The organism is Mesorhizobium sp. WSM4847 (genome assembly GCF_055811335.1).
In genome coordinates this window covers 148,901-169,699 of the sequence record NZ_JBVVPY010000008.1, presented here as the reverse complement: position 1 = coordinate 169,699, position 20,799 = coordinate 148,901, and the positions used below count along the sequence as shown (strand labels likewise).

The 20,799-nt window shown below is 64.1% G+C and carries 18 protein-coding genes and 1 pseudogene; 12 read left to right on the top strand and 7 right to left on the bottom strand.

From position 1 onward, the window contains the following. Positions 1 to 13 precede the first annotated feature (13 nt). From AC0L28_RS14075 to cobO, 3 genes are read left to right on the top strand one after another with little or no spacing between them, the layout of a single operon-like run. Entirely contained in the window at positions 14 to 778 is a 765-nt protein-coding gene (locus AC0L28_RS14075; protein ID WP_473478098.1) for a CbtA family protein, read from the top strand. Positions 779 to 800: 22 nt separating this feature from the next. Then, a complete protein-coding gene (gene cobU / locus AC0L28_RS14070) occupies positions 801 to 1,298 on the top strand; it encodes a bifunctional adenosylcobinamide kinase/adenosylcobinamide-phosphate guanylyltransferase (protein ID WP_156942580.1) in 498 nt (165 codons plus the stop codon). A 1-nt stretch (position 1,299) separates the two neighbouring features. Further along, complete coding sequence (gene cobO / locus AC0L28_RS14065; RefSeq protein ID WP_023798885.1) at positions 1,300 to 1,914, top strand: cob(I)yrinic acid a,c-diamide adenosyltransferase; 615 nt, start codon at positions 1,300 to 1,302, stop codon at positions 1,912 to 1,914. A gap of 311 nt (positions 1,915 to 2,225) precedes the next feature. Here the strand turns inward: cobO and cbiB are convergent, their stop codons facing one another. After that, positions 2,226 to 3,194: an adenosylcobinamide-phosphate synthase CbiB gene (gene cbiB, locus AC0L28_RS14060; protein ID WP_473478096.1), complete on the bottom strand. Its 969-nt coding sequence runs from the start codon at positions 3,192 to 3,194 to the stop codon at positions 2,226 to 2,228. On the opposite strand from cbiB, the gene cobD reads away from it, so the two are divergent. Both cobD and AC0L28_RS14050 read left to right on the top strand, forming a co-directional pair. Further along, positions 3,193 to 4,233 (top strand): threonine-phosphate decarboxylase CobD, encoded by a 1,041-nt coding sequence (gene cobD, locus AC0L28_RS14055; RefSeq protein ID WP_473478094.1) that lies wholly within the window; start codon positions 3,193 to 3,195, stop codon positions 4,231 to 4,233. The two genes, cbiB and cobD, sit on opposite strands and share 2 nt — an antisense overlap. 115 nt (positions 4,234 to 4,348) lie before the next feature. Further along, positions 4,349 to 4,858, top strand: a complete 510-nt coding sequence (locus AC0L28_RS14050) for a tyrosine phosphatase family protein (RefSeq protein ID WP_128246493.1) — start codon at positions 4,349 to 4,351, stop codon at positions 4,856 to 4,858. 281 nt (positions 4,859 to 5,139) lie between these two features. On the opposite strand, the gene AC0L28_RS14045 is transcribed toward AC0L28_RS14050, so the two are convergent. After that, positions 5,140 to 5,943, bottom strand: a complete 804-nt coding sequence (locus tag AC0L28_RS14045) for a creatininase family protein (protein WP_473478091.1) — start codon at positions 5,941 to 5,943, stop codon at positions 5,140 to 5,142. 212 nt (positions 5,944 to 6,155) lie between these two features. After that, positions 6,156 to 6,539 (bottom strand): RidA family protein, encoded by a 384-nt coding sequence (locus AC0L28_RS14040; protein ID WP_023798891.1) that lies wholly within the window; start codon positions 6,537 to 6,539, stop codon positions 6,156 to 6,158. Positions 6,540 to 6,795: 256 nt separating this feature from the next. Here AC0L28_RS14040 and AC0L28_RS14035 point away from each other — a divergent pair, with 256 nt between their 5' ends. The 7 genes from AC0L28_RS14035 to AC0L28_RS14005 all read left to right on the top strand — a co-directional run bounded on the left by AC0L28_RS14035 (position 6,796) and on the right by AC0L28_RS14005 (position 13,631). After that, a complete protein-coding gene (locus AC0L28_RS14035) occupies positions 6,796 to 7,800 on the top strand; it encodes an ABC transporter substrate-binding protein (RefSeq protein WP_023798892.1) in 1,005 nt (334 codons plus the stop codon). Between the two features lie 9 nt (positions 7,801 to 7,809). Further along, positions 7,810 to 8,640, top strand: coding sequence for an ABC transporter ATP-binding protein (locus AC0L28_RS14030; RefSeq protein WP_128166950.1), 831 nt, complete (start codon positions 7,810 to 7,812; stop codon positions 8,638 to 8,640). Next, positions 8,627 to 9,478: an ABC transporter permease gene (locus AC0L28_RS14025; protein ID WP_023798894.1), complete on the top strand. Its 852-nt coding sequence runs from the start codon at positions 8,627 to 8,629 to the stop codon at positions 9,476 to 9,478. The genes AC0L28_RS14030 and AC0L28_RS14025 overlap by 14 nt, the downstream gene beginning before the upstream one ends. A 226-nt stretch (positions 9,479 to 9,704) precedes the next feature. Then, positions 9,705 to 11,018, top strand: a complete 1,314-nt coding sequence (locus tag AC0L28_RS14020; protein ID WP_419693687.1) for a cytosine deaminase — start codon at positions 9,705 to 9,707, stop codon at positions 11,016 to 11,018. Then, positions 11,015 to 12,415, top strand: a complete 1,401-nt coding sequence (locus AC0L28_RS14015; RefSeq protein WP_473478088.1) for an FAD-binding oxidoreductase — start codon at positions 11,015 to 11,017, stop codon at positions 12,413 to 12,415. Before AC0L28_RS14020 ends, AC0L28_RS14015 begins: the two co-directional genes overlap by 4 nt. 47 nt (positions 12,416 to 12,462) lie before the next feature. Then, complete coding sequence (locus tag AC0L28_RS14010) at positions 12,463 to 13,044, top strand: NAD(P)H-dependent oxidoreductase (protein WP_128173865.1); 582 nt, start codon at positions 12,463 to 12,465, stop codon at positions 13,042 to 13,044. Further along, positions 13,044 to 13,631: an NAD(P)H-dependent oxidoreductase gene (locus AC0L28_RS14005; protein WP_023798898.1), complete on the top strand. Its 588-nt coding sequence runs from the start codon at positions 13,044 to 13,046 to the stop codon at positions 13,629 to 13,631. Before AC0L28_RS14010 ends, AC0L28_RS14005 begins: the two co-directional genes overlap by 1 nt. 169 nt (positions 13,632 to 13,800) lie before the next feature. Here AC0L28_RS14005 and AC0L28_RS14000 read toward each other — a convergent pair. The 4 genes and pseudogenes from AC0L28_RS14000 to AC0L28_RS13985 form a co-directional block, all read right to left on the bottom strand. Then, positions 13,801 to 16,259: pseudogene (locus AC0L28_RS14000) on the bottom strand (GcvT family protein). After that, positions 16,256 to 17,437, bottom strand: a complete 1,182-nt coding sequence (locus tag AC0L28_RS13995) for a pyridoxal phosphate-dependent aminotransferase (protein ID WP_023798900.1) — start codon at positions 17,435 to 17,437, stop codon at positions 16,256 to 16,258. Before AC0L28_RS13995 ends, AC0L28_RS14000 begins: the two are co-directional and overlap by 4 nt. After that, entirely contained in the window at positions 17,437 to 18,336 is a 900-nt protein-coding gene (locus AC0L28_RS13990; protein ID WP_023798901.1) for a homocysteine S-methyltransferase family protein, read from the bottom strand. Before AC0L28_RS13990 ends, AC0L28_RS13995 begins: the two co-directional genes overlap by 1 nt. Further along, positions 18,333 to 20,786, bottom strand: a complete 2,454-nt coding sequence (locus AC0L28_RS13985) for a GcvT family protein (protein WP_473478084.1) — start codon at positions 20,784 to 20,786, stop codon at positions 18,333 to 18,335. The genes AC0L28_RS13990 and AC0L28_RS13985 overlap by 4 nt, the downstream gene beginning before the upstream one ends. Positions 20,787 to 20,799 lie beyond the last annotated feature (13 nt).

Here is a 20,799-nt window from a genome sequence, read left to right as displayed (position 1 = left end):
AGGGGCTGACACCATGACACTGTTTCGCAACGTCGTGTTCATCGCGGCGATCGCAGGGCTAGTGGCCGGCGTCGTTCTGGCCTGCATGCAGGCCTACGCCACCGTGCCACTCATCCTCAAGGCAGAAGTCTACGAACAGGCCGGCGGTGGTCACACGCATGACCATGGTTTGGCGCCGGCCGCAGCAGGCAGCAATGCCATGAGCAGCGCCGTGCCGGCTGAAGCAGCCACCGCGGAAGAGGAAGGCTGGGCGCCGGCCGATGGCTTCGAGCGCTTCGCTTTCAACGTCGTTGCCAACGTCGTCACCGGCATCGGCTTTGCGCTGATCCTGGTCGCCGCTTCGGAATTCGCCGGCGGCATCGGCAATTGGCGACAGGGCCTGTTCTGGGGCCTTGCCGGCTTCGCCGTGTTCACGCTGGCCCCGAACCTCGGCCTGCCGCCCGAACTGCCGGCGATGCCGGCGGCCGATTTCGCCCAGCGCCAGATCTGGTGGACGGCGACCGTGGTGGCGACGGCTGCCGGTCTCGGGCTGCTCGCCTTTCGCAAATCGCTGCCGCTGGCCCTTCTTGCCGTAGCGTTGATCGTCGCGCCGCATATTGTCGGCGCGCCGCAGCCCGACAGTTTCGAATCGCCCATCCCGGAAGGCCTGCACCACCAGTTCGTGGTGGCGGTGACGCTGACCAATCTGGTGTTCTGGCTGGTGCTCGGCGCTGTCGTCGGCTTGGTGCGCGGCCGCTTGACCGGCACCGCAACCGGCCTGCGCGATAGCCTTGCCTGATCGCGCTGCTCCAGGCAGCAAGCTGACCTTGGTCGTCGGCGGTGCACGCTCGGGAAAGAGCGCGCATGCCGAAAGCCTGGTGACGGCCTGTCCAGCGCCGTGGACCTACATCGCCACGGCGCAAGCCTATGACGACGAGATGCACGAACGCATCGCGCTGCACCGGGCGCGGCGTTGCGACGGCTGGACGACGATCGATGCGCCGCTCGATCTCGTCGGCGCGATCGGGGCGCTGCCTGACGGCCGGCCTGTCCTGATCGACTGCCTGACGCTGTGGCTGTCCAACCATATGCTGGCCGAACGCGACATTGAGGCCGAATGCCGAGGGCTGGCGGATGTGCTGTCGCGGCCGCGCGGCCCGTGGTTCGTGGTTTCCAACGAGGTCGGCCAGGGCATCGTGCCTGACAATGCGCTTGCCCGCCGGTTTCGCGATGCCGCCGGCCGGCTCAACCAGCAGGTCGCCGCCGTCGCCGGCACGGTGCTGCTGATGGTGGCGGGACTGCCGCTCAAGGTGAAGTGATATGACCGATATCGATGACAGGGACGAGCAACGCCACCGCGCCAAGATGGCCAAGCGCAAGGCGGTGCAGGACGCCGAGGTCGCGGCCAAGACGGTCGAGAAGGGACTGCTGATCGTCAACACCGGGCCCGGCAAGGGCAAGACCACTGCCGCCTTCGGGCTGGCGCTGAGGATGCTCGGCTACGGCAGGCGCGTCGGCGTCGTCCAGTTCATCAAGGGCAAATGGCATACCGGCGAGAAGGACGCCTTTGCCGCTTTCGGCGACCGGGTCGTCTGGCACACGATGGGCGAGGGTTTTACCTGGGAAACGCAGGATTTGAAGCGCGACATCGCCGCCGCCGAGGCTGCCTGGGCCAAGGTGCTCGAGCTGATGGCCGATCCATCGATTAGCCTTCTGGTGCTCGACGAGTTGAACATCGCGCTGCGCTACGACTATCTCGATCTCGACACGGTGGTGGCGGCGCTGAAGGGCCGGCGCGAAAACCTGCATATCGTCGTCACCGGCCGCAACGCCAAGCCGGCGCTGGTCGAGGCGGCCGATTTGGTCACCGAGATGGGAGTTACGAAGCATCACTTTTCCGCCGGCGTGAAAGCGCAGCAGGGCATAGAGTTCTGAAAGGTTTGCCCGCGCGAGGGGCAACGCAATGCTTCGGGCAGATGATGCATCCAACTCATGTTGAAATGGCTAATCGTCGATCTCTGCGCCGCCCCTCATTGCCCTGCCGGGCATTTCTCCCCGTATAGTGACGGGGAGAAAGGACGACTTCGCAGAGGATTTCGCCAATCTCCAGCGTTGCGTAAAGGGTGCTGAGGGTCGCGGCAAGCCCCTTCTCCCCGTCACTATACGGGGAGAAGGTGCCGGCAGGCGGATGAGGGGCGGCGCCAACCTGAAGCGATTGCCCTGAAGCAGCACATATTTGTTCGACGTCACGCAACGATGACGATCACCGACAGCAAGCCGAACAGTCCCATCAGCAGAAAGTCGGCAACCTGATAGAGTCTTAGCGCTCGTCTGATGTCCACGCTCTCGACATCGCGGCGGCCGCCTTCGCCCATGAACGCGTCGTCGACCATGACGCCGTCGTAGGAGCGCGGCCCGGCCAGGGCCAGGCCGAGCGCGCCGGCCATCGCTGCTTCAGGCCAGCCGGCATTGGGCGAGCGGTGCTTTTTCGCGTCGCGCCGCACGGTGCGCCAGGCGTTGCCGGCATCGGCGTCTTTGACGAGGAAGGCGGCCAGCACGATGAGCAGCGCGGTCAGCCGCGACGCCGGCAGGTTGATCAGATCGTCGAAGCGCGCCGCCGCCCGGCCGAAAGCCTCATGGCGCGGCGTGCGGTGGCCGATCATCGAATCGGCGGTGTTGGCGGCCTTGTAGGCGACGCCGCCGGCCAGCCCGCCGACGCCGATCCAGAAGACCGGCGCGACGACGCCGTCGGAAAAATTTTCGGCCAGGCTTTCGATCGCCGCGCGGCAGACACCGGCTCTGTCGAGCTTTTCCGGATCGCGGCCGACGATCTGCGAGACGGCAACACGACCGATGTCGAGTCCGCCATTGTCGAGTCCGTCAGCCACCGCCTCGACATGCTCGGCCAGGCTCTTCTGCGACAGCAGCGATGTCGCCAGGAGCGCGGTGAGGATCAATCCGGCTGGAATGCCCGCAAGCATGGTTTCCACCGCGAAAGCGATGGTGGCCGGCACCAGCACGATGATCAGCAGCGCATGAACACCGCGCCGGCGGCGCAGGGCGTCGGAATCAGTATCGCGGTTGAGCCTGCGGTCGAGAAAGGATATCAGCCTGCCGAACCAGGTGACGGGATGGCCGATGGCGCCGAGCAGCCAGCTGGGATAGCCGACAGCGAATTCAACAAGCAGTGACAGGAAAGCGATCAGGATCGACATGAAGTCTCTTGATGGAGCGGCGGCGGTGGTGGATCACGGCGGAAGCCTTGGCCGGGCGAGGGCGCTTTTTCCGCATGCGCCGCAGCCCTTCGTCGACCTCTCGACCGGTATCAATCCGCACTCCTATCCGTTTTTCGAGCTGCCCGCCACCGCCCTATCGAGATTGCCGGAAGCTGCGCGGGTCCGTGATCTGGCCGATGTCGCGGCAAGCGCCTATGGCGCGCCGTCGGCGGCCAATGTGGTGGCAGCGCCGGGCACGCAGATCCTGTTGCCGCGCGTCGCTTCGCTGGTCAGCCCCGGCAAGGCGCTAGTACTCGGGCCGACCTATGCCGAACATCAGCGGGCAGCGGCAATCGCCGGCCATGCGGTGACGGAGATCGACGATTTCGAGGCCCTGGCAGGAGCCGACCTTGCCATCGTCGTCAACCCCAACAATCCGGACGGTCGCATCGTCGAGCGCAAGAAGCTGCTTGCGCTTGCCGAACGATTGCGCGCCAGAGGCGGGCTGCTGGTCGTCGACGAGGCGTTCATGGATGTCGGCCCGCTTGGCGAGAGCCTGGCCGGCGATGTCGAGCATGGCGGCATCGTCGTGCTGCGCTCCTTCGGCAAGTTTTTTGGCCTTGCCGGCCTGCGGCTCGGCTTTGCATTGGCCGACGCACTGACGGTCGAACGGCTGGAGGCGCAGTTCGGGCCGTGGGCGGTTGCCGGTCCGGCGCTCGAATATGGCATCCGTGCGATTGCCGACAGCGGCTGGCAGGTCGAGATGCGGCACCGTCTGGCCAGGGATGCAGCGCGGCTCGATGCGCTGTTCGGCCGCTTCGGCGTTGCTGTTGCCGGCGGCACCACCCTGTTCCGCTATGTCAGGCTGGCGGACGCCGCCGGTCTGTTTTCGGCGCTTGGCGAGCGCGGCATCCTGCTTCGGCATTTTCCCGGCCGGCCGGAGGTGCTGCGCGCCGGGCTGCCGGGACCTGACGAGGAATGGCGGCGGCTCAAATCGGCTCTTGCCGACTGGTCGCAACAGCGCGACGATGGAGCCTAAAGCGCGTCGCAATTGAACGGACTCATGCGACGCGCTTTAAGTTCTTGTTTTTATGCATGTCGTTATCGCAAAACCGCTGCGCACTTTTGCGCGACATGCACTGGGAGCTCAACCAATGATCCATGTCTGTTCGCTGTCGAAAATCGAGGAAACCGTCGCGAAGACCGGGGCCGAGCGGCTGCTTTCGCTGCTGGCTGCCGGCACCGAGGTGACGCGGCCGGCGTCGATCGCCCGGGAGAACCATCTGCACCTGGTCATGCACGATATCGCGGTGGCGCAGGAGGGCATGACCATGCCGGGTGAGGAGCATGTTCGCAACCTGCTCGATTTCGCGCGCCGATGGGATCGTGCAAGGCCGCTGGTCGTGCATTGCTATGCCGGTATCAGCCGGTCGACGGCCTCGGCCTACATCATCGCGGCGGCATTGGCGCCGCAGCGCTGCGAGGTCGAGTTGGCTCAGACGCTGCGTGCACTGTCGCCCACGGCCACACCCAACCCGCGGCTGATCGCGGTCGCCGACGCGCTGCTCGATCGCAACGGCCGCATGACCGGTGCGATCCGGGCGATCGGGCGCGGCGCCGAGGCCTTCGAAGGCACGCCTTTCGAGTTGAAGATCGACGGCTGATTCCTAGTCTTGAGGACAGTTGTTTATCCATCAAGCCACCAAGCAACCTACTCGTGCTGTGATCGCTGCAGGTATTGGCGACGTCGGCGCTGCCCCTCATCTGCCTGCCGGCATCTTCTCCCCGTATAGTGATGGGGAGAAGGGGCTGGCCGCAGCGCTGGCGCTTTTTTTGCAATGCCGGCGATTGGCGAAAACATTGATGAGGGCGCCCCTCGCCCCGTTTACGGGGAGAGGATGCCGGCAGGCAGGTGAGGGGCGGCGCGGCGCTGGCGAAAAGCCTCCTAGGCCAGCCAATCTGCAAGCTTGGCCTTGCGCAGGTCCTTCAACAGGCTGATGAATCCGTCGGCTTGATGGTTGGCGGTCAGCCGGCCCTTTTCGGCCGTTGCAATGCTGGCGTCGCCGACCACGCCGTTCGGGTTGAGATCGGTGGCGATCCAGGCGAAGGCGTGCGTTCCGGTGTGGCGCAGCAGCGAAAATTGCTTTTCGGCGCGGGCGACGTTGGACACGAAATTGTCGGCCTTTGCCATGTCGACGAGATCCGGCCGGAAATGCAGCATCAGCGAGGTCTCGACATCGCCGCCATGGATGCCGTGGCTATCCTCAAGCTCGGTGTACAAGCCGGCCGGCCGGCCAAAGCGCTGCCAGCTCGTCTTCACCGCCAGCATCTTTGCCCGCACGCGCAATTCTCGCGTCATGATGCCCATGATCTCCTCGTTGCCGCCATGCGAGTTGACGACGATCAGCTTCCTTAACCCGGCCCGTGCGACCGACAGGCCAAGCTCGGTCCAGGCCTCGATCAAGGTCGCCGCCGGCAATGTAAGGGTTCCCGGCGCATGCAGGTGCTCGTTCGACTTGCCCACCGCCTGGACCGGCAGGATGCGGATGTCGAGATCGCCAGGCAGGCGCGCGATCACCGTTTCGAGCATGCCGTTCATGATCGAGGTGTCAGTCGAAACCGGCAGATGCGGCCCGTGCTGTTCGATCGCCGCCACCGGCAGAACTGCGATTGTCGCCTCCGGGTCGATGGTGGCGTATTCTGTGGTCCGATAGTCGCCCCACCACACGCGTTTCGTTGCAACGGTCATTTTGAAACCTCGAGCAAACTGGCGGCGTTGGCGCTGCCCCTCACCCGTACCCTCTCCCCGTATAGAGACGGGGAGAGGGGGGCGCCAGCGTTGGAGCGCTTCCCTTCTCCCCGTCATTATACGCGGAGAAGGTGCCGGCAGGCGGATGAGGGGCAGCACCAGCCTTTGTCGTGTAACTGGAGATCAACGGCCTGTCGATTCCAGCCGGCTCCTCACCCTGCCGCGACGACCTCGATCTCGACCTTGAATTCCGGCCGCGCGAAGCCGGACACGATCATTAGCGTCGATGCCGGCGCCGGGCTGGTGAACAGGCGATCGCGAACGTTCATATAGGGTTTCAGAAAGACGCGATCGGTGACATAGGCGTTGATGCGCACGATGTCGGAAAGTCCAAGCCCGGCGTCGCCGAGAATCGCTGCGATGTTTTGAAAACAGAGCTCGGCCTGCGCGCCGGCATCCTCCGGGATCTGATCGTCCACAGTGATGGCGACCTGGCCAGAACACAGCACCAGCCGCTTGCCGGGCGGCACCTCGACGCCATGGCTGTAGCGGGCAAAGGGCGGCTTGATCGACTTCGGCGTCAGGAATTTGAACATGAAAATCTCCGGTCTGACTGCCAGCGTAAAGCCGGATCAGGCGAGCCTTCAAGATGCAGTGCATACTATCAGGGCGATTATGGACAGGCGTTCAAAAAATAGGCACGATGCCCCCGGTACGGCATGACCCGTCCGGCTTTCGCGCCCCACTGTTGCGCAAGGCGGGCGGTCCGGGCGATGGCATGTGTCTTGCTTCTTCGATCGATGGTGTCGAGCCCGGCGCGCGGCGCGCCGGAGTCAACTGAGGGTGGTGTGAATGGACGGAAAACTCAAGATTTCGGCTGGCGCGATCGTGCTGCTTGCCGCAAGCACGCTGAACGCGGCAGCAAACGAGAAGATCACCTTCGGCACCAACTGGCTCGCCCAGGCCGAGCACGGCGGCTATTATCAGGCGGTGGCTGATGGCACCTATGCCGCCTGCGGGCTCGACGTGACGATCATGCAAGGTGGACCGCAGGTCAGCGGCCGGCCGCTGCTGCTTGCCGGCAAGATCGACTTCTACATGGGCGGCAACATGCTGCAGGCCTTCGATGCCGTGCAGCAGGAGATTCCGCTGCGCGTCGTCGCCGCCTCGTTCCAGAAAGAGCCGCAGGTGATCATGAGCCATCCGGGTCAGGGGCTCGACAGATGGGAGGATCTGAAGAATGCGGACCAGTACATTATTGGCGACGAAGGTGCACAGAGCTACTTCCAGTGGATGATCACGGAGTTCGGCTTCGATCCGGCCAAGCGCGTGCCCTATACGTTCAACCCCGCACCTTTCATCGCCAATCCGAAGTCGATCCAGCAAGGCTACGTGACCTCGGAGCCCTTCGCCGTCGCCAAGGAAGGCGGCTTCCAGCCCAATCTGTTCCTGCTCGCCGACTACGGCTTCGACACCTATGCGACGACGATCGAGACCATGCAGGCAACGATCGACAAGCGGCCGGAGGTGGTTCAATGCTTTGTCGATGGCTCGGCCAAGGGCTGGTACAACTATCTCTACGGCGACAACGCTGCCGCCAACGCGGCGATCAAGAAGGACAACCCCGACATCAGCGACGAGCAGATCGCGTTCTCGATCGAGCAGATGAAGAAATTCGGCATCGTCGATTCCGGCGATACGGAAAAACTCGGCATCGGCGCGATGACCGACGCGCGCATCCAGAGCTTCTACGACAAGATGGTCAAGGCCAAGGTCGTGCCGGCCGACGTCGACATCAAAAAGTCCTACACACTGGCCTTCGTCAACAAGGGCGTCGGGATCGACCTGAAGAAATAGCACCCGGGCATGATGCAGGAGAAAGTGGCGCAAGCGCCGGCAAGCGCATCGGGCAAAGGTCCGATGCTGCTGGCGCTGCGCGGCGTCGGCAAAGTCTTTTCCAACGGCGTGACAGCGCTCAGCGACGTCGACCTGACGATCCGGGAAGGCGACTTCCTCAGCCTTCTCGGCCCGTCCGGCTGTGGCAAGTCAACGGCCTTGCGCCTCATCGCCGGTCTTGCAACGCCGACCTCCGGCCTGCTCGACTGGCGCGGCAGCAGCGCTGCCGATCGCTCTGACATCGGCTTCGTCTTCCAGGAACCGACGCTGCTGCCGTGGGCCGACGTCTTCGACAATGTCTGGCTGCCGCTCAGGCTGAAGGGCATGTCGCGGGCCAAGGCTGCGCCTGTCGTGATGGAGATGCTGGCGCGGGTTCATCTGACCGGCTTCGAGAAAGCCGTGCCGCGCGAATTGTCCGGCGGCATGAAGATGCGCGTCTCGATCGCCCGCGCCATGGTGACCAAGCCGCGCGTGCTTTTGATGGACGAGCCATTTGCGGCATTGGACGAGATCACCCGCTTCAAGCTCAACAACGATCTTCTGGAACTGTGGCAGGACGAGCGTTTTACCGTCGTCTTCGTCACCCACAGCGTCTTCGAAAGCGTTTTCCTCTCCAGCCGCGTCGTCGTCATGGCGGCGCGGCCGGGCAGGGTCTTCAAAGAACTCGCCATCGATGCGTCCTATCCGCGCAACGAAGCCTTCCGCACCTCGCCCGCCTATGCCGCGCTCTGCCGCCAGGCGTCCGATGTGCTGATCGGCGCCATCAACTCAACCGCCGGACCGCATCATGACGGCCATTGATCATACTGCCGTAACCCTGGATCCAGAGGAGGCGCGTCGCGTGCGCCAGGAGCGGCTCGAGCGGATCGGCCGATGGCTGCTGCCGCTGGCGATCATGGTCCTGGCGATCTGGCTGTGGGACCGCATCTGCGTCTGGAACGACATCCCGAAATATATCCTGCCGCGCCCCGCTGTGGTGCTGCAAACGCTGTTCGACGATGCCGGGCTGCTGTTCTCCTCGCTGCTGGTGACGCTCAGGATCACCTTTCTCAGCCTGCTTCTGGCCGTCATCGGCGGTGTCGGGCTGGCGGTGCTGTTTACGCAATCGAAATGGGTCGAGATGTCGTTCTTCCCGTTTGCGATCGTGCTGCAGGTGACGCCGATCGTCGCGATCTTCCCGCTGATCAACATCTATGTCGACAACCAGACGACGAAGCTTCTGCTGTGTGCCTGGATCGTCGCCTTCTTCCCGATTCTGTCCAACACGACGCTCGGCCTCAACTCCGTCGACCGCAACCTGCGCGACATGTTCAAGCTCAACGGCGCAACCCGCTGGCAGCAATTGCGCTATCTGCGCCTGCCGGCGGCGATGCCGTATTTCCTCGGCGGGCTGAAGATCGCCGGCGGCCTGTCGCTGATCGGCGCGGTGGTGGCGGAGTTCGTCGCCGGGGCCCAGGGACAGTCGTCAGGGCTGGCTTCGCGCATCATCGAGGCCGGTTACCGGCTCAACGCACCGCGGCTGTTTGCGGCGCTGATCCTGATCTCGTTCACCGGCATTTTGATCTTCCTGGTGCTGTCGCTGATCTCGCACCTGATCCTGCGACGCTGGCACGAGAGTGCGCTGAAGCAGGAGCGATGATGATGTTGTGTGTTCAAGGCAAAAACTGCCTGGCGTCCTTTTCGTCGTTGGCGCTGCCCCTCATCGCCCTGCCGGGCACTTCTCCCCGTATAGAGACGGGGAGAAGGGCGCTTTCATCGGCGGTTTCGCCAACCACCAGCGTCGCAGAACGAGCGTCAAGGCTGCCGTCAGCCCCCTTCTCCCCGTTCACGGGGAGAAGATGCCGGCAGGCAGATGAGGGGCAGCGATGACCTCAGAAATTATTCCCGAAACCGGCCAATTCGTACTTTCCAACGTCCGGCTTCATTCATCTTTGACGCCGGACCTTGCCGCTGCCTATGACAGCGACGGCTTTGCACTCGCCGACATCGCCGTCGCCGACGGCAGGATTGCCAGCATCGTCGCGAATCGCCGGTCCAATACACCCGCAGGCGCCGTCGACCTCGGCGGCCGTATCGTCATGCCGTGCTTCGTCGACTGCCACACCCATATCGACAAAGGCCATATCTGGCCTCGAAAACCCAATCCGGACGGCACCTTCATGGGTGCGCTGAACGCCACCGGCGCCGACCGTGCTGCCCGCTGGAGCCCCGAGGACGTCGCTCGCCGCATGGATTTTTCGCTGCGCTGCGCCTACGCGCACGGCACCAGGGCTTTGCGCACCCATCTCGACAGCGTCGCACCGCAGGAGGAGATCTCCTGGCCGGTGTTCGAGACGGTACGGGAGAAATGGCGTGGCCGCATCGAGCTGCAGGCCGCCTGCCTGCTCGGCATCGAAGGCGTACGCGACAAGAAATGGTTCGAGAGCCTGGCCAAACGCGTCGCTGCGGCCAACGGCGTGCTTGGCGTCGTCACCTATATGCTGCCGGACCTGGAAGAGCTTCTCGATCGGGTTTTCGCGCAGGCGATCAAGCATGGCCTCGACCTCGATTTCCATGCCGACGAGACCGACGACATCTCGGCGATCTCGCTGAAGAAGATCGCCGAGGCGGCGCTGTGGAACGGGTTTGAGGGAAACATCCTCGTCGGCCACTGCTGCTCGCTGGCACGCCAGCCCGATCTCGACGTGCTCGACACGCTGGACAAGATGGCGAAGGCGGGGCTCGCCGTGGTGTCGCTGCCGATGTGCAATCTCTATCTGCAGGACCGGCGCGGCGACAACACCACGCCGCGCTGGCGCGGCGTGACGCTGCTGCACGAGATGAAAGCGCGCGGCATTCCCGTCGCCGTCGCCTCCGACAACACCCGCGATCCGTTCTACGCCTATGGCGATCTCGACGTGCTGGAGGTCTATCGCATGGCGACGCGTATCCTGCATTTCGATCACCCGGTCGGCGACTGGCCGCAAGTGGTGACTTCGACGCCGGCCAGGGTGATGCGGCTCGACGGTTTCGGCACCCTTGCCGCCGGCGGTGGTGCCGACTTCGTCGTCTTCAGGGGGCGGAACTGGACGGAACTGCTGTCGCGACCCGAATCGGATCGCATCGTGGTGCGGGATGGTCGCGCCATCGAGCGCCAATTGCCCGACTATGCTGAACTCGACGATCTGATGGAGAAATGATGGACATTTCGGCACTGAAGCGCGACCTCGACGGTCTGAAGATCGACGACCATCCGGCGATCATCCAGCAGAAGAGCCGCGATTTCTACTGGTACAGCCCGGTGCTGAAGCAACAGCTCGACCATGTCACCGGCGACCTGATCGTGACGCCAAAGACCGAAGTCGAGGTGATCCGCGTGCTTGCCGCGTGCCACCGGCATGGCATTCCGGTGACGCCGCGCGGCAGTGGCACCGGCAATTACGGTCAGGCGATGCCCTTGTCCGGCGGCGTCGTGCTCAATCTCGCCGAGATGAACGCAATCAAGGCGATCGCGCCCGGCCGCGTCGTGACCGGTCCCGGTGCCGTCCTCGCCGACATCGACAGGGCGACGCGCGCCCATTCCGGCCAGGAGCTTCGGATGTCGCCGTCGACCTATAACACCGCTTCGATCGGCGGCTTCGTCGCCGGCGGCTCGGGCGGCATCGGCTCGATCCGCTGGGGCGGGCTGCGCGACCTCGGCAACGTCATCCGGCTCAGGACCGTGACCATGGAGGCGGAGCCTCGCATCATGGATCTTGCCGGTGAGGAGGTGCTGAAGGTGATGCATGCCTACGGCACCAACGGCATCATCACCGAGGTCGAGATGCCGCTGACCGCAGCTTATGACTGGATCGACGTCATCGTCGGCTTCGACGATTTCATGGATGCGGCCGGCTTCGGCAACGATCTCGCCATCCAGGACGGCATCCTGGCGAAGCTGATCACGCCGATCGCCGCGCCGATCCCTTACGACTATTTCAAGCGGCACCAGCGGTTTTTCAGGCGCGAGCAAAGCATCGTCGTCTGCATGATCGTACCGCAGGCGATGGACGCCTTTGTCGCCCTCACGGCGCGCAGCAAGGGCGAGATCGTCTTCCGCGCCGACAAGGAGGCCGATCTCAAGGGCTTGCCGCCGGCCTATGAGCTGACCTGGAACCACACGACGCTGCGCGCCATCAGGGTCGACCCTGATATTACCTATCTGCAGACCCGCTATCCCTCGCCGGATCACCTCGCTTACGTCAAGGCGATGATCGACCGCTTCGGCGACGAGGTGCCGGTTCATCTCGAATTCATTCGCTTCGACGGCGCGATCGGCGTCGCCGGACTGCCGTTGGTCCGCTTCACCACGGCCGAGCGGCTCGATGAGATCATCCGCATCCACGAGGACAATGGCTGCTGGGTCTTCAATCCGCACCGCTACACGCTGGAAGAGGGCGGCATGAAGCAGACGGACGAGGTGCAGCTCGCCTTCAAGCGCGAAACCGATCCGCAAGGGCTGCTCAACCCCGGCAAGATGATCGCCTGGGAAAACCCGGACTATGACTATCGCTCGGGCAAGTCGTTCCTGTTCAAGGGGTTGCAGAAGGCGGGGTGAATGATGACGAGCGTGTGGCGCTGTCGCGCTGACCTGCGAGGTCTTCGGTGAAAATCCTCGTGCTCTATGCCCACCCGGTCGAAACCAGCTTCAACGCCGGTCTGCACCGGACGATCGTCGAGCGGCTGACGGCCGCTGGTCACGCCGTCGACGACTGCGATCTCTATACCGAGGATTTCGACCCGCGGCTGACACGGGCCGAGCGGCTCGGTTATCACGACGAGCGCGGCGCCGGTGATCCGGCAGCGCCCTATGTCGAGCGCCTGCTGCGGGCAGAGGCGCTGGTGCTGTCGTTTCCGGTGTGGAACTACGGCTATCCGGCGATCCTGAAAGGCTTTTTCGACCGCGTCTTCCTGCCCGGCGTCTCCTTCAAGCTGGCCAATGGCAAGGTGCAGCCGTCGCTGCACAACATCCGCAAGCTGGCGGCGGTCACCACCTATGGTGGCAGCCGGCTCCACGCCATGCTGATGGGCGACCCGCCGCGTAAGCTGGTCAAGCGTGTGTTGCGCGCGACGGTCAAGCCAGGCGCCTCGGTGTCGTATCTTGCGCATTATTCGATGAACCTGTCGACCGATGAAACGCGGAAGGGATTTACGGCGAAGGTCGCCGCCAGCATGGATGCCTTCTGATGCGGGTCCTGGTGGTTTATTGCCATCCGGTTCCGGAAAGCTTTTGCGCCGCGATCCGGGATAGTGCCATCGAGGTGCTGAAGGCGAGAGGCTGGGAGGTGCGGCTGCTCGACCTCTATGCGGAAAATTTCGATCCGGTCATGGGCTGCGACGAGCGACGCTTCTATAACGAGCACGCCCCGCAGGATCCGGCGCTCAAGCCGCATTTCGAAAATCTCAACTGGGCCCAGGCAATCCTCTTCATCTATCCGACATGGTGGTACGGGTTGCCGGCAATGCTGAAGGGCTGGCTCGACCGGGTGTGGGCGACCGACGTCGCCTTCCGACTGCCGGCCGGCAAGGGACGGATCCATTCGCTGGTGAGGCATGTGACGAAGATCGGGGTGATCACGACCTGCGGCGCACCGACCTGGTGGAGCGTCGTCGTCGGCCAGCCGGGACGCAAGACAATCCTGCGCGGCATGCGGGCGCTCTGCGCCACCCGCTGCAGGACATTCTTTCTGGCGCACTACCTGATGGATGCGTCGACACCCCGGAGCCGGGCTGCTTTCCTTGCGAAAGTGCGGGCGAAACTGGAGCGGTTTTGAGCTGGCGGAGATCTCCTTCTCCCCCTGTGGGAGAAGGTGGATCGGCGCGCAGCGCCGAGACGGATGAGGGGTGCTCGACGGAGTGCGGGGGTGCCAAGCTGGAACACCCCTCATCCGACCGAGCTTCGCTCGGCCACCTTCTCCCACAAGGGGAGAAGGGAAGGGCGCCCTAGATCCGCACCCGTTCCGCCTTCGGATCATACATCGGCTTCAGCGACACTTCCGCGGCGAAGCGCTCGCCGGCGACCTCGATCTCGTAGGAAGACGACAGCACATCCGCCTCGCTCTCGCCCTGGCAAGGCACGTAGCCGAGGCCGATAGCGCCGCCGAGATGATGGCCGTAATTGCCCGAGGTGACCGGGCCGACAATCTTGCCGTCGCGCAGGATCGCTTCGTTGTGGAAGAGCAAGGGTTGCGTGTCTTTCAGGCGGAATTGCACCAGCCGCCGGTTCAATCCGGTTTCTTTTTTTCTCAGCACGGCATCGCGGCCAAGAAAATCGCCCTTGGCAGTCTTCACTGCGAATCCAAGGCCTGCCTCCAGCACATTGTCCTCGTCGGTGATGTCGTGGCCGAAATGCCGGAAGGCCTTTTCGATGCGGCAGGAATCCAGCGTGTGCAGGCCGCAAAGCTTCAGGCCGACATCGGCGCCGGCCGCCTCGATCGCCTCGAACACGTGTGCGGCCTGGTCGGTCGAGACGTAAAGCTCCCAGCCGAGTTCGCCGACATAGGTCACCCGATGGGCGCGGGCCAGCCCCATGCCGATTTCTATCTCCTGAAACGTTCCGAACGGATTGGTTTCGTTGGAGAAATCGTTCGGGCTCAGCTTTTGAATCAGCTTCCTCGAATCCGGGCCCATCAGGCAGAGCACGGCCTCGGCCGCGGTGACATCGGTGATGACGACGAATTCATCGGCGAGATGTTTTTTCAACCAGGCGAGATCACGCTGTAGCGTGGCGCCCGGCACGACGAGGAAGTAAGCCGTTTCCGATAGCCGCGAGACGGTAAGGTCGCTCTCGATGCCGCCGCGCTTGTTGAGCATCTGGGAGTAGACGATCTTGCCCGGCGCCACGTCGATGTCGTTGGCGCAAAGCCTCTGCAGGAAGGCGCAGGCATCGCGGCCCTCGACACGGATCTTGCCGAACGAGGTCATGTCGAACAGGCCGACGCCGTTTCGGACCGCCAGATGTTCGTCGCGATGGTTGTCGAACCAGTTCTGCCGTTTCCAGGAATAGCGGTACTCGCGCTCCTGGTCCTCACGCGCGAACCAGTTGGCCCGCTCCCAGCCGGCAACCTCGCCGAACACCGCGCCGCGTGCCTTCAGATGTTCATGGAGCGGGGAGCGCCTGACGTTCCGAGAGGTCGCCATCTGCCGGTAGGGAAAATGGTCGGCATAGAGCAGGCCGAGCGTCTCGGAGACGCGCTCTCTGAGATAGCGGCGGTTCTTCTGGAACGGCTGGGCGCGGCGGATGTCGACCTCCCACAGATCGAAGGGTGCTTCGCCATCATTGATCCATTGCGCCAGCGCCATGCCGGCGCCGCCTGAGGAGACGATGCCGATGGAGTTGTAGCCGGTCGCCATCCAGTAGCCGGAAAGCTCCGGCGCCTCGCCGAGATAATAGCGATCATCAGGCGTAAAACTCTCGGGGCCGTTGAAGAAAGTGTGGATGCCGGCGCTGGCCAGCATCGGCATGCGGTTGACGCCCATTTCGAGGATGGGCTCGAAATGTTCGAAATCCTCGGGCAACTGGTCGAAGCAGAAATCTTCGCTTATGCCGTCCATGCCCCACGGCTTGGCCACCGGCTCGAAGGCGCCGAGCATCATCTTGCCGGCATCTTCCTTGTAGTAGGCGCACTCGTCCGGCACGCGCAGCACGGGCAGCCGGGTCAGGCCGGGGATCGGTTCGGTGACGAGATAAAAATGCTCGCAGGCATGCAGCGGGATGCTGACGCCGTTCTGGGCGCCAAGCTCGCGTGCCCACATGCCGGCGCAATTGACGACGACATCGGCCTCGATCGTGCCTTGCTCGTCGCCCTGCATCCAGGAAACGCCGGTGACGCAAGCATTCCTGGTGTGAACCTTGGTGACCTTCACATTCTCGACGATCGTCGCACCGCGCTGGCGCGCACCCTTGGCCAGCGCCATGGCGATATTGGCCGGGTCGCATTGGCCGTCGAGCGGCAGATGCACGGCGCCGACCACATCGGAAACTTAAGATGCGGGTACATCTGCTTGACTTCGTTTGGCGAAATCTCGCGCACGTCGATATCGAACGCGCGGGCGAGCGACGCCTGCCTATAAATCTCGTGCTTGCGTTCCTCGGTCAGCGCCACGGTGATCGAACCGACCTGGCGCATGCCGGTGCCGACATCGGTCTCGGCTTCCAGCCTGACGTAGAGGTCGGCCGAATATTTCGCCAGCCGTGTCATGTTCTGCGAACCGCGCAACTGGCCGATCAGGCCGGCGGCGTGCCATGTCGTGCCCGATGTCAGCTGCTTGCGCTCGAGCAGCACGATGTCGGTCCAGCCGAGCTTGGCCAGATGGTAGGCGACCGAGCAGCCTGAAACACCGCCGCCGATGATGACGGCCCTCGCCTTGGGAGGAATGGTTTTGGCAGACGGGACGGTCATGCGGCCTCGCGGCGGTAGCTGGACGCGAAGCGGCGCAAGCGAAGGGTTGCTTCCAGAAGCACCGCCTCGGGCTGGCAGAGGCTGACGCGAATATGGCCGGCGGCGGCCTCGCCGAAGCTCGAGCCGGGCATGACGCCGACCTTTTCCTTGTCGAGCAGAGCCCAGGCGAATTTCTCGTCGTCCGGCTCGAGAGCCGAGATATCGAGCATGACATACATGCCGCCTTCGGAGCCGCGCACGGTGATGTTGTTCATGCCGCGCATGGCATCGAGGACGACGCTGCGCCGTGCGGCATAGCGTTCGGCGATCTCCTTGACGCCGTAGCCGTTTTCCAGCGCCTCGGCGCAAGCGAGGCTGATGAACGCCGGCAGGCCGTAGGTGGTCACCAGATTGAGGTTGGTCAGCAGCGAGATCATCTGTTCGGGCCCGCTCAGCCAGCCCATCCGCCAGCCGGTCATGCCGTGGCTCTTCGACATGGAATTGATGACCAGCGTGCGTTCCGCCATGCCTGGCAGTGAACGCGGCGAGACGTGCTCGCCGCCGCCCAGCGTCCAATAGACCTCGTCCGACAGCAGCCAGAGGTCATGCTCCCGGCAGATCTGCGCCAGCTCTTCCAGCCGCTGGCGCGAATAGACGGCACCCGTCGGGTTGTTCGGCGTGTTGATCAGGATGGCGCGGGTGTTCGGCCGAAGTCCTGCGCGAATGTCGGCGGCGCGCGGCTGGAAACCATCCTCGGCGGGTGTCTCGACCACGGTGAAATCGGCGCCCGCCGCACTGAAGGTGTTGGGGTAGGTCGCGTAATAGGGCGCCACCACAATGGCATGGTCGCCCTGGTCGAGAACGGCCTGCACCGCCGCGTAAAGTGCCGCCTGCCCGCCCGGTGTGGCGATGACCTGGTCGGGGTTGGTCGTAACGCCGGTGCAGGCGGTCGAGGCCGCCGCCATGGCCTGGCGCAGGCGCGGAATGCCGGCAAGCGGGGTATAGTGGTGATTGCTGGCGCGAACCGCGGTCACGCAGGCTTCGATCGTCTGCGTCGGCGTGTCGAAATCATGGTCGCCGACCGACAGCATGATGATGTCCTCGCCGGCCTGCTTGCGCGTCCAGGCGGCGAAATGGACCTCCCAGCCGTCCTTGCCGGAAGGCACGATGCCGGAAATGCGCGATGACGGTCTGGGCATTATGCTACTCCCGAAATTTCGTAGCCGGCGTGTTCGAGCCGGTCGCGCAGGGCCGCGATATGAGGCGGCCCGACTTCGCAGCAGCCGCCGACGATGTCGGCGCCGGCCTCGACCCAGCCGACCGCCTGGTCGGCATAGGCATCCGGATCGAGGTCGTGGCGGGCGTGCAGCACTTCCACCGTTCCGCCATGCTTGAGCGCCTCGACCGAGGTGAAGCCGTTGGCATAGGCGCCAACCGGCCCGCCGAGAGCGATCAGTTCGGGCAGCGCTGCAGCAATGGCTTCGGGCCGGCAGCAATTGATCAGCCTGGCTGCGACCGGCAGGCCGTCGAGAGCTCTTGCTGCCGCCGCTATGGTTTCGCCGCTGCGCAGCCGCGGCGCGCCGTGATCGGCGAGCGTCCACGACACCCACACCGGCTTGCCGCTTTCCGACGCGGCGGTGACAGCCGCGCGCGCCTCCTCGGCCGACGCCATGGTCTCGCACAGGAACAGATCGACACCGTCGGCCTGCTCGGCAACGATGCGGCGGTAGATGTCGAGCGTATCCTCGAAGGATATCGTCAGGGCCGGTGCGTAGCTGCCGAACAGCGGCGACAGGCAGCCGGCGATTGCCGCGTCGCCGGCCTGGTCGCGCGCTTGCCTTGCCAGTTCTATGCCGCGCTGCTGCAGCGGCTTGAACAGCTCTTCCGCGCCCTCGCGCGCCAGCCGCTCGGGGGTTGCGGAATAGGTGTTGATGGTGATGACGCGGGCGCCGGCCCGAATGAACTCCGCATGCAGGTCGCGCACCAGGTCCGGTTCGTCGATCAGCACCCTGGCCGACCATAGCGGGGTGGGATCGGAGCTGCTGCGGCGGACCAGTTCCTGGCCCATGCCGCCGTCGGTGAGAATGACTGAATTCATGCGCGCAACCTCTCGTTGTTTGGATCCCACAGCGGTTCGTCCTTCTGCACGACCGCCTTGAAGCGCTCGCCGAAGATCTCGACCTCGACCGCAGTTCCCGGCTCAGTCAGGTCGGCGCGCAGCACGCCGAGCGCGATCGACTTGTCGATCCGATGACCCCAGCCGCCGGACGTCGTCTCGCCGACGATCCGGCCGTCATGCCACAGCGTCGACATGGTTGGCGCGTCGCAGTCGCCGGGGTTTTCGACGACCAGCGTGACAAAGCGCTTCTTCACGCCCTGCTGCTTCTCGTTTTGCAGCGCCGCCTTGCCACGGAAATCCGGCTTGTCCCATTTCACGAAACGCTCCAGCCCACCCTGCAGGATCGAATAGTCGGTCGACAGGTCGCCTTTCCAGGCGCGATAGGATTTTTCAAGCCGCAATGAATCCAGTGCGTACATGCCGAACGGCTTCAGCCCATGCTTCTGCCCTGCCGCCCAGACGGCGTCGAACACGGTGGAGGTATCGTCGATCCTGGTGTGGATTTCCCAGCCGAGTTCGCCGGCGAAGGACACACGCAACAGCCTTGCCCAACGGCCGGCAATTGTCGTCTCCTGGTGGGTCAGCCAGGGCAGAGCAAGGTCGGCGGCGCAGACATCGGCGAGGATTTTTCGCGAATTGGGCCCGGCGAGGATCTGCGTGGCGTATTCCTCGGTCCGGTCGACCAGCCTGAACGAGGCGTCCTTCGGCATGCGCCATTTCAGCCATTCAAAATCGTGCCATTGCGCCACCGCGGCGGTGATCAGCGTCATCAAATTCTCGTCGTGGCGAACGGCAGACATTTCGGTGACGATGCGGCCCTTGTCGTCGGCAAAATAGACGAGGCCGATGCGGCCGGGTTTCGGCACCAGGCCGGTGATCTGTTGGCTCAACCAGTCGGCCGCGCCCGGACCGTCGAGATTGAAGCGGGAGAACCCTTGCAGGTCCAAAATGCCGGCGGCATCGCGCACGGCAAGGCATTCTTCGCGCACGCGATGCTGCCACGGCCCGTCGCGGCGGAAGGTCAGCGTCGCGGTTTCCGAGACGTCGTCGCCGGCCTGCGCGTACCAGGTGGCGCGCTCCCAGCCATTATAGGCGTCGAAGCAAGCGCCGAGCGCCTTGATGCGATCATGGATCGGCGACAGTTTGCGGTCGCGGCCTGCCGGCCAGGCATGGCGCGGGAACTGGATGGCGTATTCGTTGCCGTAGATTTCCATGCCCTTGGCGACGCAGTAATCCGGGGCCGAGGCAAAGCTGGTGAAGCGGCGTGGATCGCAGGACCACATGTCCCATTCGGTTTGGCCTTCAGTCACCCATTCGGCCAGCACCTTGCCGGCGCCGCCGCCCTGGGCGATGCCGAAGGTGAAGACGCAGGCCTCGAAGGCGTTCGGCACGCCGGGCATCGGGCCGATCAGCGGGTTGCCGTCCGGCGCGTAGGGGATCGGACCGTTGATGACCTTGGACAGGCCGGCAGTGCCGAGAATCGGCACCCGGGCGACGGCATCGGCCAGATAGTCCTCGAGCCGGTCGAGATCGTCGGGGAACAGCTGGAACGAAAAATCGTCTGGCATCGGATCGTTGTGGCCGACCCAATGGGCACGGCAATTGCGCTCATAGGGGCCGAGATTCATGCCGTTCTTTTCCTGGCGCAGATAATAGGAGGTGTCGACGTCGCGCAGCAGCGGCAGTTTCTTGCCCTGCTCCTTCGACCACGCGGCCAGTTCGGGGATTTCCTCGAACAGGATATATTGATGGCTCATCACCATCATCGGCACGTCGCGGCCGAACATCCTGCCGACTTCGGCCGCACGGTAGCCGGCGGCGTTGACGACGATCTCGCAGCGGATCTCGCCCTGAGCGGTCTCGACCACCCACTCGTCCTTGTCGCGGCGCACGCCGGTGACCGGACAGAAGCGAATGATCTTCGCACCCAGGTCGCGGGCGCCCTTGGCCAGCGCCTGGGTCAACTGCGCCGGGTCGATGTCGCCGTCGCTCGGATCGTAGAGCGCGCCCTTCAATTCATGCGTTTCGATGAACGGGTAGCGGCGCTTGATCTCGTCGAGCCCGACCACATCGATGTCCATGCCCTGGTAGCGGCCCATGCCCTTGGCGCGCTGAAACTCCTGCATGCGCTGGGCTGTATGGGCCAGCCTGAGCGAGCCGGTGACATGGTAGTTCATGGGATAGCCGACCGCGTCGGCCAGCCCGCGATAGAGCTCGGTCGAATAGCGCTGCATGTTCATCAGCGACCATGACGAGGAGAAGGTCGGCACGTTGCCGGCCGCATGCCAGGTCGAGCCGGAGGTGAGCTCGTTCTTTTCGAGGAGCACGCAGTCGGTCCAGCCCGCCTTTGCGAGATGGTAGAGCGCCGACGCACCCACGACACCGCCTCCGATGATCACCACACGTGCCGTGGTCGGCAAACCGGCCATATTCTTCTCCAGA